General features: G+C 64.3%; 15 protein-coding genes. 8 read left to right on the plus strand and 7 right to left on the minus strand.

The genetic code is table 11. The annotated features are described in order from the left end of the window. Positions 1 to 97: 97 nt before the first annotated feature. Both BM019_RS13970 and gloB read right to left on the minus strand, forming a co-directional pair. Complete coding sequence (locus BM019_RS13970; protein ID WP_009043591.1) at positions 98 to 1,552, minus strand: transglycosylase SLT domain-containing protein; 1,455 nt, start codon at positions 1,550 to 1,552, stop codon at positions 98 to 100. A 99-nt stretch (positions 1,553 to 1,651) separates the two neighbouring features. Next, entirely contained in the window at positions 1,652 to 2,419 is a 768-nt protein-coding gene (gloB, locus tag BM019_RS13975; protein ID WP_062825695.1) for a hydroxyacylglutathione hydrolase, read from the minus strand. 65 nt (positions 2,420 to 2,484) lie between these two features. On the opposite strand from gloB, the gene BM019_RS13980 reads away from it, so the two are divergent. Then, a complete protein-coding gene (locus BM019_RS13980) occupies positions 2,485 to 3,249 on the plus strand; it encodes a class I SAM-dependent methyltransferase (protein WP_007920945.1) in 765 nt (254 codons plus the stop codon). A gap of 83 nt (positions 3,250 to 3,332) precedes the next feature. Continuing rightward, positions 3,333 to 3,785 (plus strand): ribonuclease HI, encoded by a 453-nt coding sequence (rnhA, locus tag BM019_RS13985; RefSeq protein WP_007920943.1) that lies wholly within the window; start codon positions 3,333 to 3,335, stop codon positions 3,783 to 3,785. Between the two features lie 16 nt (positions 3,786 to 3,801). Here rnhA and BM019_RS13990 read toward each other — a convergent pair whose 3' ends face one another. Together BM019_RS13990 and BM019_RS13995 are read right to left on the minus strand one after the other, a co-directional pair. Beyond that, complete coding sequence (locus BM019_RS13990; RefSeq protein ID WP_092418617.1) at positions 3,802 to 4,752, minus strand: glycerophosphodiester phosphodiesterase family protein; 951 nt, start codon at positions 4,750 to 4,752, stop codon at positions 3,802 to 3,804. A gap of 144 nt (positions 4,753 to 4,896) precedes the next feature. Then, positions 4,897 to 5,220, minus strand: coding sequence for a DUF2388 domain-containing protein (locus BM019_RS13995; protein ID WP_092418618.1), 324 nt, complete (start codon positions 5,218 to 5,220; stop codon positions 4,897 to 4,899). Between the two features lie 195 nt (positions 5,221 to 5,415). Here BM019_RS13995 and dnaQ point away from each other — a divergent pair, with 195 nt between their 5' ends. The 3 genes from dnaQ (at position 5,416) to BM019_RS14010 (ending at position 9,154) form a co-directional block, all read left to right on the plus strand. Next, positions 5,416 to 6,174 (plus strand): DNA polymerase III subunit epsilon, encoded by a 759-nt coding sequence (gene dnaQ, locus BM019_RS14000; protein ID WP_085531089.1) that lies wholly within the window; start codon positions 5,416 to 5,418, stop codon positions 6,172 to 6,174. A 119-nt stretch (positions 6,175 to 6,293) separates the two neighbouring features. Beyond that, positions 6,294 to 8,549: an Orn/Lys/Arg family decarboxylase gene (locus BM019_RS14005; protein ID WP_092418619.1), complete on the plus strand. Its 2,256-nt coding sequence runs from the start codon at positions 6,294 to 6,296 to the stop codon at positions 8,547 to 8,549. A 14-nt stretch (positions 8,550 to 8,563) separates the two neighbouring features. Beyond that, on the plus strand, positions 8,564 to 9,154 hold the full coding sequence (locus BM019_RS14010; RefSeq protein WP_092418620.1) for a GNAT family N-acetyltransferase: 591 nt from the start codon (positions 8,564 to 8,566) through the stop codon (positions 9,152 to 9,154). Here BM019_RS14010 and BM019_RS14015 read toward each other — a convergent pair. Then, positions 9,151 to 10,044 carry a LysR substrate-binding domain-containing protein gene (locus tag BM019_RS14015; RefSeq protein ID WP_092418621.1) on the minus strand — a complete coding sequence of 298 codons (894 nt, stop codon included), beginning with the start codon at positions 10,042 to 10,044 and terminating at the stop codon, positions 9,151 to 9,153. The two genes, BM019_RS14010 and BM019_RS14015, sit on opposite strands and share 4 nt — an antisense overlap. Positions 10,045 to 10,130: 86 nt before the next feature. Continuing rightward, on the minus strand, positions 10,131 to 10,367 hold the full coding sequence (locus BM019_RS14020; protein WP_025809195.1) for a hypothetical protein: 237 nt from the start codon (positions 10,365 to 10,367) through the stop codon (positions 10,131 to 10,133). Between the two features lie 216 nt (positions 10,368 to 10,583). Here BM019_RS14020 and BM019_RS14025 point away from each other — a divergent pair, with 216 nt between their 5' ends. The 3 genes from BM019_RS14025 to BM019_RS14035 all read left to right on the plus strand — a co-directional run bounded on the left by BM019_RS14025 (position 10,584) and on the right by BM019_RS14035 (position 12,947). After that, on the plus strand, positions 10,584 to 11,141 hold the full coding sequence (locus tag BM019_RS14025) for an NADPH-dependent FMN reductase (RefSeq protein WP_092418622.1): 558 nt from the start codon (positions 10,584 to 10,586) through the stop codon (positions 11,139 to 11,141). A gap of 131 nt (positions 11,142 to 11,272) precedes the next feature. Further along, positions 11,273 to 11,620, plus strand: coding sequence for a metalloregulator ArsR/SmtB family transcription factor (locus tag BM019_RS14030; protein ID WP_009043602.1), 348 nt, complete (start codon positions 11,273 to 11,275; stop codon positions 11,618 to 11,620). Between the two features lie 40 nt (positions 11,621 to 11,660). Then, positions 11,661 to 12,947 carry an arsenic transporter gene (locus tag BM019_RS14035; protein WP_009043603.1) on the plus strand — a complete coding sequence of 429 codons (1,287 nt, stop codon included), beginning with the start codon at positions 11,661 to 11,663 and terminating at the stop codon, positions 12,945 to 12,947. 112 nt (positions 12,948 to 13,059) lie between these two features. On the opposite strand, the gene BM019_RS14040 is transcribed toward BM019_RS14035, so the two are convergent. Beyond that, complete coding sequence (locus BM019_RS14040) at positions 13,060 to 14,010, minus strand: DUF1853 family protein (RefSeq protein ID WP_085531083.1); 951 nt, start codon at positions 14,008 to 14,010, stop codon at positions 13,060 to 13,062. Positions 14,011 to 14,089: the final 79 nt, after the last annotated feature.

The following is a 14,089-nucleotide window of genomic DNA, read 5'->3' on the forward strand; positions in this document are numbered from 1 at the left end:
TCAAGACAGCCTTGTAGCCGCTGCCGAAGGCTGCGAACGACCGGCACGGTCGCGGCGATCTTGCTGGCGCAGGAGGGCCTGCGTCAGGAGCTACAGATCAGTGAGGCAGGTAGACGGTCAGCATCTGGCCTGGCTTGAGAGCCTGGCCGGCGCGGGGATTCCAGCGCTTGAGGTGCTGCATCTCGACGTTGAAGCGCTTGGCCACCATGTACAGCGAATCGCCTTGCTTGACCTTGTACTGGGTCGACTTCTTGTCGGCGCGGGCGACCAGGGTCTTCTTGCCGGAAGCCTTGGCGCTGGTCTTGCTGCTGGCCTTGGCCCGGGTGTCCTGCATGACCAGGGTCTGGCCGACCTTGAGCTGCTTGCCGCTGAGCTTGTTCCAGCGTTGCAGGTCCTTGACGTCGACCTTGTTGGCCTTGGCGATCTGCGACAGGTTATCGCCACGCTTGACCCGATAGTTGCGCTTGGCCTGGGCCATTTCGCGACTGTCGGCACCCTCGAACACCGGCTTGAACGAACGCTGGCTGATCAGCTCTTCGGGTTTCATGGTCGACAGGCTGGCGCTCAGCAGTTGCGCCTTGGACGTCGGCACCAGCAGGTGCTGGGGACCGTCGATGGTGGTGCGCTGCTTGAAGGCCGGGTTGAGCTGGAACAGCTCGTCTTCGTCGATATTGGCCACCGCGGCGACCTTGGACAGGTCCATGCGCTGGTTGATCTCGACGACCTGGAAGTAGGGTTCGTTGGCGATCGGGTTCAGGTTCACGCCATAGGCTTCCGGCGCCAGCACCACCTGGGACAGGGCCAGCAGCTTGGGCACGTAGGCCTGGGTTTCCGACGGCAGCGGCAGGTTCCAGTAGTCGGTGGGCAGGCCGAGCTTCTCGTTGCGCTCGATGGCCCGGCTGACCGTGCCTTCGCCAGCGTTGTAGGCCGCCAGGGCCAGCAGCCAGTCGCCGTTGAACATGTCGTGCAGGCGGGTCAGGTAATCCATGGCCGCGGTGGTCGAGGCGGTAATGTCGCGACGGCCATCGTAGAAGCGGGTCTGGCGCAGGTTGAAGGAACGCCCGGTGGACGGGATGAACTGCCAGAGGCCTACCGCGTCGGCCCGGGAATAGGCCATTGGGTTGTAGGCGCTCTCGATCACTGGCAGCAGGGCCAGCTCCAGCGGCATGTTGCGTTCTTCAAGGCGTTCGACGATGTAATGGATATAGAGGCTGCCGCGTTCGCTGGCATTCTCGAGAAACGAGGGGTTGCTGGCGAACCACAGGCGCTGCTGTTCGATGCGCGGGTTGACGCCGATGCCTTCCTGCAACTGGAAACCTTCGCGCATGCGCGCCCAGACGTCCTGGGGCAATTGTGGGCTGGGTTTTTCATTCAGCCAGATGGGTTTCTGCTTGATGCGGGCGTTGAAATTCTGGGTGTGCGAAGCGTCGGTTTGCGGGACGTGGCTCGTGCTTTGGCAGCCCGCCAGGGTGGCGGACACAGCCACCGCGATGGCTTGAGCCAACCGCGTCAATGCGTCTGAATTGATGGATTTACGAATAGATGACGACATTGGCTGGAAGTAAGTTCCGGGCAAAAATGTCGGGCGATTCTAGAAAGCGCACCCGGTGCGGTCAACCATTCAGAATTTTCGTACCAACCCGCAACCTGCTTAGAACTTATCTTTCCAAGCCCGCAAGGCAGCAAAAACCGCACTCTGAGCCCGGTTATCGAGGCCATTCCGTTCGTCCGCTTTTTGTTTAACGGATGTTTCACCGGTACGCAGGAAAGGATTGGTGAGCTTTTCCAGGGCCAGGGTGGAGGGTAGGGTCATGCGGCCGTTTTCCCGCAGTTCGCTGACTTTGCGCAGGCGCTCGGCGATGTCCGGGTTATCCGGTTCCACCGCCTGGGCAAAACGCAGGTTGCTCAAGGTGTATTCGTGAGTGCAGTACACCAGGGTGTCCGCGGGCAACGCGGCCAGGCGGCTCAGCGAATGGTGCATCTGCTCCGGCGTGCCCTCGAACAGGCGCCCGCAACCGGCGGCGAACAGGGTGTCGCCGCAAAACAGCAGGCCGTGATGGTAGTAGGCAATATGCCCCAGGGTGTGCCCGGGCACCGCGTAGATGTCGAAGTCCCAGCCAAGGATGCTGGCGCGGTCGTTGTCGTTCAGGGCCACGTCGCGCCCCGGGATGTTTTCGTTGGCCGGGCCCCAGACCCTGGCGCCGCTGGCTTTTTTCAGCTGTTCGACACCGCCGACATGGTCGTGGTGGTGATGGGTCACCAGAATATCGCTCAGCACCCAGCCCGGATGTTCGGCGAGCCAGGCCTGCACCGGTGCGGCGTCACCCGGGTCGACCACTGCGCAACGCTGATGGCTGTGGTCCTGTAACAACCAGATGTAGTTATCGGTGAACGCGGGCAGGGCACTGATCTGTATCATCGTTGGAGTCGCCAAGCGGAAAACATTGGCGCATCTTAGAACTTCTTGGCGGGTTGGAGAATGCAATGACCGATAAAGCGTTCGCTCAGGCCGATCCTGACTGGCTGGCCCTGATCAGTGCTGCCCGTGAGTGGCTGTCCGGGCCACTGGGGCAATTTCTGCTGGATGAAGAACGGCGCATGCTCGACGACGAGCTGGGGCGCTTCTTCGGCGGCTACCTGGTGCATTACGGCCCATCGGCGCAAACCCCGCCGGCGGCGCCCCAGGTGCAGCGCAATGTCCGCCTGGGCGCGCCGCTGCCCGGCGTCGAGATCGTCTGCGAGGAGCAGGCCTGGCCGCTCAGCGAGCATGCTGCCGATGTGGTGGTGCTGCAGCACGGCCTGGATTTCTGCCTGTCGCCCCACGGCCTGCTGCGCGAAGCCGCCAGCGCCGTGCGACCGGGCGGGCATCTGTTGATCGTCGGTATCAATCCCTGGAGCAGCTGGGGCCTGCGGCATGCGTTCGCCCATGACGCCTTGCGCAAGGCGCGCTGCATTTCCCCATCGCGGGTCGCCGACTGGTTGAACCTGCTGGGCTTCGCGCTGGAGAAACGCCGCTTCGGGTGCTATCGTCCGCCGCTTGCTTCGGCGGCCTGGCAGGCTCGGTTGGCCGGCTGGGAGCGCAAGGCCGGGGACTGGCAACTGTCCGGCGGCGGTTTCTACCTGCTGGTGGCGCGCAAGATAGTGGTCGGCCTGCGCCCGGTGCGCCAGGTACGCCGCGAGCCGATGGGCAAGCTGGTGCCGCTGCCGATGGCCAAGGTCAACCGCCGGCACAGCGAACCCCCTCTTTAATTCAGCCGGGCCGAACCTGCCCGGCTTGGGCGTTGTCGATCGACGATCGGCAAGCCACAGGTATTTTCGATTGGAAGTCTGGCATGAGCGATAGCGTAGAAATCTTCACCGACGGCGCCTGCAAGGGCAATCCTGGCCCGGGAGGCTGGGGCGCACTGCTGGTGTTCAAGGGCGTGGAGAAGGAACTCTGGGGCGGCGAGGCCAACACCACCAACAACCGCATGGAGCTGATGGCGGCGATCCGCGGCCTGGAAGAGCTCAAGCGCGAGTGCCAGGTGGTGCTGGTCACCGACTCGCAGTACGTGATGAAGGGCATCAACGAGTGGATGGCCAACTGGAAAAAGCGCGGCTGGAAAACCGCGGCCAAGGAACCGGTGAAAAACGCCGACCTGTGGCAGCAGCTCGATGAGCAGGTCAACCGCCACCAGGTCACCTGGAAATGGGTACGCGGCCATACCGGCCACCACGGCAACGAACGGGCCGACCAACTGGCCAACCGCGGCGTTGACGAAGTGCGCGGTTACAAGCAGGCCTGATGCTTTGAGCCTTTAGTCAGTTGCAACGCAGCGGCCGTTCGAGCCGCTGTTTCACTTCCCGCATCACGCGGGGCGAATCCACCAGCACCGCGTCCATCTTCAGGCAGGCGGCCGCCTGGTAATCCTCGGCCGTGTTGATTCCAATCGCCAGCATCCGCACCTTGCCCCGGGACTGGAAGCAGTCCACCGCGGCGGGCGTCCACAGCCGGGCATCGACCTTGGAGCGGGCCTCGCCCAGGGTGAAGGCCTCGACCAACTGCACCGGGCGCCGGTACTCGAAGGCCACCCAACTGTCTGGCGCCGGCGGTGCCGTGCAGCTGTGGGCCAGGGCGACGCTGGCCAGTCGATCCCGGGTGTCGTCCCGGGACTCGAACAGCCGCGCTTGCGGATAGTGCGCGAACGCCTGCTGGTAGCTGGCATCGGTGGAGTAGATCAGCACCCGGTTCCAGGCATGCAGCTGCTCCAGCACCTGGGCGACCGCCTTGGCCTGGGGCGCAGCAGGCAGGGCCTTCATATCGAGAATGACCGGCACCGAGCCGGGGATCGCCGCCAGCGCCTGCTGCAATGAGGGGATGGTTGCCGCCTGGGAGCGATAGGGAAAGGTCACCTGGCCATCGGCCGCGGTCTGCTTGAAGTTCCAGCCGGCATTCAGTGTTTGCAACTGCGCCAGGGTTTTCTCGCTGACCGTGCCGGACGCCGGGGTATTGGCGCTCAGGTCCGCCGGTCGATACAGCACCGGCACGCCGTCGCGGCTCAGTTGCACGGTCAGCCAGAGCATGTCGACGCCGTTGCGCAGGGCGTTGTCGATGGCCAGCAGGGTGTTCTCGGGAAAGTCCGCGGCGCCGGCGCGATGGGCGACGATCAACGGTCGTGGCCCGGCGTCGCTGTCGGTTGCCGGAAGGGAAGAACAGCCACTGATGAAGGCCGCGGCCAGCAGCAGTGGGAGCATCTGTCGAGTCTCGAGCATGGGAGGGCGGTTTCCTGGAAGTGAGAGCAAGGCCGGGTGCCTGCCCCCGCCCGCCTGAGTGGGCCGTACGGTAGCGCAAGGGCCTTGCTCAGTTAAAGAAACGCGTAATGCGCGGGCTGAATTAGTGATTCTGTTCCGGGACGGTCAAAGGGTGAGGATGGCGCTGGCCAGTTGCAGGTCGGAGTACCCTGGGTTGCCGAGCGTCTGGCGAATGTGCCGCATGGCCGCTTCCAGCTGGGCGCCGCGGATCTCGCCGGCGCTGGCGACAAAGGCCGCGGCATCGGTCTTGGCGGCGAGCACGAGTTTGTCGTCCTTGAACGAGCTGGTGGCTTTCGAACTGCCTTCGGTGGTGCTCAAGGCCAGGCTCATGGTGATGTCGGTGCTGATTACCAGGCTGGTGGCCTGGCCGACGTCGGCGAACAGGCAGGCGCAGAGCAGCAAGGTCAGGCGGGTTTTGCAGGGGGTCATAACAGGGCGAGGTCCGCTGAAAATAGGGGCGGGCACCCTAACAAGCCGCCACGCGGCGAACTGCATGAGCTTTGCGAATGATTGTTAAAAACTGCGCACGCCGGGACCAGGCGAATCCGCCATGCGTGCCATGCCGCGAGAGCGTGCTAAAATCCCGCGCCTTGAAAGACTTCCACCGTTGAGAACTGACCCCTGATGGCCAACAGATCTGTTGTACTCGATACCGAAACCACCGGCATGCCGGTGACCGACGGCCACCGGATCATTGAAATCGGTTGCGTCGAGTTGATCGGACGGCGCCTGACCGGTCGGCATTTCCATGTCTACCTGCAACCGGATCGCGAGAGCGACGAGGGCGCGATCGGCGTCCACGGCATCACCAACGAGTTCCTGGTGGGCAAGCCGCGCTTCGCCGAAGTCGCCGACGAGTTCTTCGAATTCATCCAGGGCGCGCAGCTGATCATCCACAACGCGGCGTTCGACGTTGGCTTCATCAACAACGAATTCGCCCTGATGGGCCGGCACGACCGCGCCGACATCACCCAGCACTGCACCATCCTCGATACCCTGTTGATGGCCCGGGAACGCCACCCCGGCCAGCGCAACAGCCTCGATGCCTTGTGCAAGCGCTATGACGTCGACAACTCCGGCCGTGAACTGCACGGCGCCTTGCTCGACTCGGAGATTCTCGCCGACGTCTACCTGACCATGACCGGCGGCCAGACCAGCCTGTCCCTGGCCGGCAACGCCTCGGACGGCAACGGCAGCGAAGGTTCGGGCAACCGCGCCAGCGAAATCCGGCGTCTGTCGGCGGATCGCCAGCGCGGGCGGATCATTCGCGCCAGCGAAGCCGAGCTGGCCGAGCACCAGGTGCGTCTCGAGATCATCGCCAAATCCGCCGGTGCCCCGGCGCTCTGGACCCAGCTGGCCGAGGCCAAGGCCCAGCAGCAGTAGTTGTTCGTGGGCGACCTTTTGTTACAGGAGATCGTTGACGGGGTTACGCGCCGGCCCCCGAGCTTCTACCCTGAGGTGATTGGCGGACCCTTGTCCGCCGCCTCAGGATGCCTGGTGTCATGTACAAAGACCTGAAATTCCCCGTCCTTATCGTGCATCGCGACATCAAGGCCGACACCGTCGCCGGCGACCGGGTGCGGGGGATCGCCAGGGAACTGGAGCAGGAAGGCTTCAGCATCTTTTCCGCGGTGGACTATGCCGAAGGGCGCCTGGTGGCCTCGACCCACCACGGCCTGGCCTGCATGCTGATCGCCGCCGAAGGCGCCGGGGAAAACACCCACTTGCTGCAGAACATGGTGGAGCTGATCCGCCTGGCCCGGGTGCGCGCGCCGAACCTGCCGATCTTCGCCCTGGGCGAGCAGGTGACCCTGGAAAACGCCCCGGCCGACGCCATGAGCGAGCTCAATCAGCTGCGCGGCATTCTTTACCTGTTCGAAGACACCGTACCGTTTCTGGCGCGCCAGGTGGCGCGGGCGGCGCGCAATTACCTCGATGGCCTGTTGCCGCCATTTTTCAAGGCGCTGGTGCAACATACGGCGGACTCCAACTATTCTTGGCACACCCCGGGGCACGGCGGTGGCGTGGCCTATCGCAAAAGCCCGGTGGGCCAGGCGTTCCACCAGTTCTTCGGCGAAAACACCCTGCGTTCGGACCTGTCGGTATCGGTCCCGGAGCTGGGTTCGCTGCTCGATCACACCGGCCCCCTGGCGGAAGCCGAGGCGCGGGCGGCGCGCAATTTCGGCGCCGACCACACCTTCTTCGTGATCAACGGCACCTCGACCGCCAACAAGATCGTCTGGCACTCCATGGTCGGTCGCGATGACCTGGTGCTGGTGGATCGCAACTGCCACAAGTCGGTGCTGCACTCGATCATCATGACCGGTGCCATCCCGCTGTTCCTCTGCCCGGAGCGCAACGAACTGGGGATCATCGGCCCGATCCCCCTGAGCGAATTCAGCCGCGAGTCGATCCAGGCCAAGATCGACGCCAACCCGCTGACCCAGGGGCGGCCGCCCAAGGTCAAGCTGGCGGTGGTCACCAACTCGACCTACGACGGCCTTTGCTACAACGCCGAGCTGATCAAGCAGAGCCTGGGCAACAGCGTCGAGGTGCTGCACTTCGACGAGGCCTGGTACGCCTATGCGGCCTTCCATGAATTCTTCGAGGGGCGTTACGGCATGGGCACCTCGCGCAGCGCCGACAGCCCGCTGGTGTTCACCACCCATTCCACCCACAAGCTGCTGGCGGCCTTCAGCCAGGCCTCGATGATCCATGTGCAGGACGGCGGCGCCCGGCAGCTGGATCGCGACCGCTTCAACGAAGCCTTCATGATGCACATCTCCACCTCGCCGCAATACAGCATCATCGCCTCGCTGGACGTGGCCTCGGCGATGATGGAGGGGCCGGCGGGGCGCTCGCTGTTGCAGGAAATGTTCGACGAGGCCCTGAGCTTCCGCCGGGCCCTGGCCAACCTGCGCCAGCACATCGCCGCGGACGACTGGTGGTTTTCCATCTGGCAGCCAGAGCGGGTGGAAGGCATCGACCAGGTCAGCACCGCGGACTGGCTGCTGGAGCCGGAAGGCGAGTGGCACGGGTTCGCCGGGGTGACCGACGACTATGTGCTGCTGGACCCGATCAAGGTCACCCTGGTGATGCCCGGGCTTACCGCCGGCGGTGCCCTGAGCGAGCGCGGGATCCCGGCGGCGGTGGTCAGCAAGTTTCTCTGGGAGCGCGGGCTGGTGGTGGAAAAGACCGGCCTGTATTCGTTCCTGGTGCTGTTTTCCATGGGCATCACCAAAGGCAAGTGGAGCACCCTGCTGACCGAGTTGCTGGAGTTCAAGCGCAACTACGACGCCAACGTCAGCCTCGCCGCCTGCCTGCCGAGCATCGCCCAGCAGGACATGACGCGGTACCAGGGCATGGGCCTGCGCGACCTGTGCGATCAGTTGCATGCCTGCTACCGCAGCAATGCCACGGCCAAGCACCTCAAGCGCATGTACACCGTGCTGCCGGAGGTGGCGATGAAGCCCGCCGACGCCTACGATCAGTTGGTGCGGGGCGAGGTCGAGGCGGTGTCCATCGATGCCCTCGCCGGGCGGGTGGCGGCGGTGATGCTGGTGCCATACCCGCCGGGTATTCCCCTGATCATGCCGGGCGAGCGCTTCACCGAGTCGACCCGCTCGATCATCGATTACCTGGCTTTCGCCCGTACGTTCGATAGCAGCTTTCCCGGCTTTGTCGCGGATGTGCATGGATTGCAGCATGAAGACGAAGGCAATGGGCGGCAGTACACCGTCGATTGCATCAAGGTTTGAGGACGTTTCCCGCTATGCAGCCAATGATCAATCCCAAGTACCCCGGCCTGTCGGTGCGCGTGGCCGACGACGGTTTCGCCGCGTATGTCTGGGGCAGCGATTTCAGCTTCGAAGTCAGCGCCTATGCCCAGGCACAGAGCGGGCAGGTGGTGGCCAAGTGGCCGTTGCACCCCATCACCCCGTACCGCAAGTGCTACGGCATCGACCCCGAAGAGTTCAGCAGCTATCGCGATGCCGCGGACAGCGCGGTGTTCATGGCCTACCTGGACGACGAACCGGTCGGCCATGTGGTGGTCAGCACCAACTGGAACGGTTACGCCCATATCGACGAGCTGGCGGTGCATGCGCCGGCGCGGCGCCACGGGGTGGCCAAGGCCCTGCTGGATGTGGCGCAGTTCTGGAGCCGCAAGAAAAAACTGCCGGGCATCATGCTCGAGACCCAGAACAACAACCTGGGGGCCTGCCGCTTGTACGAGCGCTGCGGTTATGTGGTCGGTGGCATCGATCACCTGCGTTACCGCGGGATCGACCCGACCACGGCCGAGGTGGCGATTTTCTGGTATCGGCTGTTCAACGACGAGCTGGCACGGCAAGCCGGGGTCTAGCCGGCCAGCATCCCTTCAGCCTTTTCCGTGAGGGTTTCCAGCAGCGCTTCCAGGGTGGGCGAGGATGGACTGCCGCCGCGGGTCAGCGCATAGAGGGTGACTGGGATCGGCGGCGACAGCGGGCAGACGTCCAGCCCGCCTTCGCGCGCACCCAGGGCGGTGAAGGGGTCGACAATCGCCAGGCCTTCGCCGGCCTCGACCATGCTGCGCATCATCTGGTGGGTCTGTACCCGGGTGTGGATCGTCGGGCTCGGGCGCAGGTTCTGCAGCTTGCCGTCGAGGGTCACGCTCAGCGGGTCCTGGCCTTCGAGGCCAACCATGGCCTGGCCCGCCAGGTCCTGCAGGGAAATGTACTTCTGCTTCGGTTGCAGCCAGCCGTGGGGCGCCAGCAATTGCAGCTTGCCCTGGGCCAGGGCCACGCACTGGATATCGGGGTGGTCGGGGTTGTGCAGGCTCAGGCCCAGTTCGCCTTCGCGCAGCAGCAGGCTCTTGACCATGTCGCGGGTGCCCTGGCTGGCGAGGTGGCACGGGGTGTCGGGAAAACGCCGGCGCAGGGCGGCGATGCTCTGCGGCAACAATTGCTGGGCCAGGGGCGGGGTGCCGATGATGCGCAAGGGCGGCGCCTGGTATTGCTTCAGGCTGTCGGCCAGGCGTTGCACGGGTTCGAAGGCGTCATACAGGGTGGCGATCGCCGGCTGTAGCTCGCGGGCCTCGCGAGTGGCTTGCAGGCGTCCGCGAACACTGGCGAAGAGCATGAAGCCCGATTGGCTTTCGGCGTCGCGCAGGATCGTTTCCACCTCGGCCACCGGCAATTGCAGCAGCTCGGCGGCCGTGCCCAGGTGTCCGGTTTGCAGGAGCGCCTGAATCACTTCGATATGACGTAAACGCATGCTTGAAGTCCATGTCCAGCCGGTGGGGGATTCACACTGAATCCTAACCCATGTCCGCGCCTATGACTTCTGCTCATAACGGTACGTTATGAAGGAAGGATGGTCTCGGGTTCGCGAATGAGGGTGATGCCCGATTGCACGAGGAGAAACTGGTTGTCGTCCATTTTGTTGACGCGATCGCCAATGGCCAGGCGATAGGTGGTGACGGGCTCCGAGCCGGCGATACCCTCTGGCGAGGGGGTGGATTCCTGGAACTCATGCACCGAATAGACACGGCCTTCCGCGTCCCTTGCATGAAATTGTCCGACGAGTACTGCTGCCATCTTTAGAGCCTCTGGAGATAAAACACTCAATTTGCGGTCCTGTAGACCGTGCTTGGGCGAACTAAGTTTAGCGGCGGAAAAAAAATAGTCCGCGGCCCTGATTGCAGCTGGCGTGAAGCCTGGAAAAGCCCACGGAACTTCCTTCGACGGGTGGCTGTGGGCAGGGTGGATCATCTATAACTACCAGCCTCCTCAACCAGAAGTCGGGAATTCGCTATGAGCAACGTCTACACGATTGCAGTACTGGTGGGCAGCCTGAGAAAGGCCTCGATCAACCGGAAAGTGGCGCTGGCCCTCGCGGAACTGGCGCCGACCAACCTGCGGCTGAAGATTGTCGAGATCGGCGATCTGCCGCTCTACAACGAAGACATCGATGTGGATCCACCGGCAGCCTACAGGACTTTCCGTGAACAGGTGAGAGCAGCCGACGCCGTGCTGTTCGTCACTCCGGAATACAACCGCTCGGTTCCCGCACCGATGAAAAACGCCATCGACGTGGGGTCGCGCCCCTACGGCAAGAGCGCCTGGAGCGGCAAGCCGGGGGCAGTGATCAGTGCATCCCCGGGCGCTATCGGCGGTTTTGGCGCCAACCATCACCTGCGCCAGTCCCTGGTGTTCCTCAATGTGCCATGCATGCAGCAGCCGGAAGCCTACCTGGGCGGCGCCGGTTCGGCCTTCGACGAGGCGGGCAAGCTGTCCGAGTCGGTCAAGCCGTTCCTGCAGAACTTCATCAACGCCTATGCCCAGTGGGTCGAGCAGCACAAAAAGCCCTGATCCTGGCGCCGCGGGAGTCGGTCAGTCGGCTCCCGTAGGTAATGGAATATTCCACTCGCCACGGTAAAAGCGCTTTACCGCATATCTGAATATTCATATATTCGCCGCTCCAAATGCCTGGAGTGGCCCTGGTGTCCGACTCTCTCAACCCCGCCGAGCTGTTCAAGGCGCTTGCCGACGAAACCCGCAGCCGCATCGCCTTGCTCGTGACCCGCGAAGGCGAATTGTGTGTCTGTGAGCTGACCGCCGCCCTGGGCCAGAGCCAGCCGAAGATCTCCCGGCACCTGGCGCTGTTGCGCAGCTGCGGCCTGCTGGCCGATCGCCGCCAGGGGCAATGGATCTACTACCGGCTGCACCCGCAATTGTCACCCTGGGTGAGCACACTGCTGCAGGACACGCTGGAGGCCAACAGTCCCTGGCTGCAGGAGGACCTGCAACGCCTGCAGACCATGATCGATCGCCCCGTGCGCTGCTGCTGAATTCCCCCTTTACCTCACTTTCTGCTCAAGGCTGCCTGGCATGCTGACTGCTTCATTGATTTTCCTGCTGACCATTACCCTGGTGATCTGGCAACCCAAGGGCCTCGGCGTGGGCTGGAGCGCGGTGCTCGGTGCGGTGCTGGCGCTGCTGTTCGGGGTGGTGCAACTGACGGATATCCCGGTGGTCTGGCAGATCATCTGGAACGCCACCGGCACCTTCGTCGCCTTGATCATCATCAGCCTGCTGCTCGACGAGGCCGGTTTTTTCGCCTGGGCCGCCTTGCATGTGGCGCGCTGGGGGCAGGGCAGCGGACGCAAGCTGTTTGCCTTCATGGTGCTGCTGGGGGCGCTGGTGTCGGCGCTGTTCGCCAACGACGGGGCGGCGCTGATTCTCACGCCGATCGTGATTTCCATGCTGCTGGCGTTGCGTTTCTCCCGGGCCGCGACCCTGGCGTTCGTCATGGGCGCCGGGTTTATCGCCGATACCGCGAGCCTGCCGCTGGTGGTGTCGAACCTGGTGAACATCGTTTCCGCGGACTTCTTCAATATCGGTTTCAACCAGTACGCCGCGGTGATGCTGCCGGTGAACCTGGTCAGCGTGGCGGCGACCCTGGCGGTGTTGCTGTGGTTCTTCCGCCGCGACATTCCGCAGGCCTACGACCCCGAAGAGCTGGCACAGCCGGCCAGCGCGATCCACGACAAGGCCACCTTCGTCGCCGGCTGGTGGGTGCTGGTCATCCTGCTGCTGGGGTGTTTTGCCCTGGAGCCGCTGGGCATTCCCATCAGCGCGATTTCGGCGGTGTGCGCGGCCCTGCTGCTGGGCATCGCGGCCAGGGGCCACAAGATTTCCACGCGCAAGGTGCTCAAGGAAGCGCCGTGGCAGATCGTGATTTTTTCCCTCGGCATGTACCTGGTGGTGTATGGCTTGCGTAATGCCGGGCTGACCACCCACCTGGCCGGCTGGCTCGACCGCTTCGCCGACTACGGCATCTGGGGCGCGGCCATGGGCACCGGGCTGCTGACCGCGGTCTTGTCATCGATCATGAACAACCTGCCCACGGTGCTGATCGGCGCGTTGTCCATCGACGCCAGCCAGGCCAGCGGCCTGGTCAAGGACGCGATGATCTACGCCAACGTGATCGGCAGCGACCTGGGGCCGAAGATCACCCCGATCGGCAGCCTGGCCACCTTGCTCTGGCTGCACGTGCTGGAGCGCAAGAACATTCATATCGGCTGGGGCCGCTACTTCAAGGTCGGCATCGTGCTGACCCTGCCGGTGCTGCTGGTGACCCTGGCGGCGCTGGCCGTTCGCTTGTCGGTGATGTGAGGGTCCACCGCGCACCCTGTAGGAGCCAGCTTGCTGGCGATGCAGGCACCGTGGTGTGTCAGGTATGACGCTATCGCGAGCAAGCTCGCTCCTACAGGGGGCAGGCGGAGGCTCAACTGGTTCCGGGGACGTTCGGCCAGAGGTCCGCCACCAGGAACAGGCGTTCGGCTTCTTCCCAATCGCCGGCGCGGTTTTCCGTCAGGCGCACCAGCAATTGCGCCGGAGCGTGCGGGTCGAGCTCCTCTAGCCAGGCTTGCAGCCGGGGGGCGCTCCAGGTTTGTTCCGCCGGGTAGGACGCTGGCGCCAGCCAGGCCTGGCGCGGTAAGGGTTGCCAGCGCCCGGGCGGGCTTTGATCGATAAAGGCCGGCCAGTCGCGCTGATGCAGCCAGCGTCCGCGCAGGTGCTGCGGGTGGGCGCCGCGGGGCGGTTGCGTGGTGCCGGGCCAGGGGTAGAGCAGGTAGCCGCCGAGCCACAGGTGGGCGCTGAAGTCCTGGATATCCATGGCCGCCAGCACCTCCAGGCTGTCGGCCCGGGCGGAGATCGGTAGCTGGTGCTCGTTCAGGTGCGCCAGCTTGCGGTCCAGGCGGTCGTGGCAGCCGGGGCCCAGCCATAAGGCGGTGTCCGCGCCGTTGCCCGATTGCGGGCCGAGGTAGAGCTTGATCGCCAGTTCCAGGTGGTGAATGCCGTCGCGATCGCGCAGCAGCATGTCCAGTTCGCCCAGGGTGTGGCCGGCGCGGCGGATCGGCAGGTTGGCCGCCAGCAGCTCGACACCGGGCGCGTGCTGTACGGCAAATTGCCACAGGCGTTCGTAGTAGAGACCCAGGCGCTTGGTCGGCCCGAGGGCCAGCCAGCGGCGCAGGGCGCGGCCGTCCTGGTCCAGCTGGCGCAGCCAGTGCGCCAGCAGCTGTGGCGCCTGCACCCAGTCGCTGCCGGCCAGTGGATGGCGCTGCGGCCAGGGAGTCTCGTCGAGCATCGGCGGCGCGAGGATGACCCAGGCCAGGTCGCGCACTTCGGGGTGGCGCAACTGGCGGGGGAGGTCGAGCAAGCCGGGAAACAGGATCATTCTGCGAGCATAGCGCCTAACGTCGAGGCTGAAAGGATTTTGTCTATGGCCGGCTTTCGCCCATAATCTCTGCTTTGCC

The organism is Pseudomonas sp. NFPP07, from assembly GCF_900115645.1.
In the GTDB taxonomy this organism is placed as follows: domain Bacteria; phylum Pseudomonadota; class Gammaproteobacteria; order Pseudomonadales; family Pseudomonadaceae; genus Aquipseudomonas; species Aquipseudomonas chlororaphis.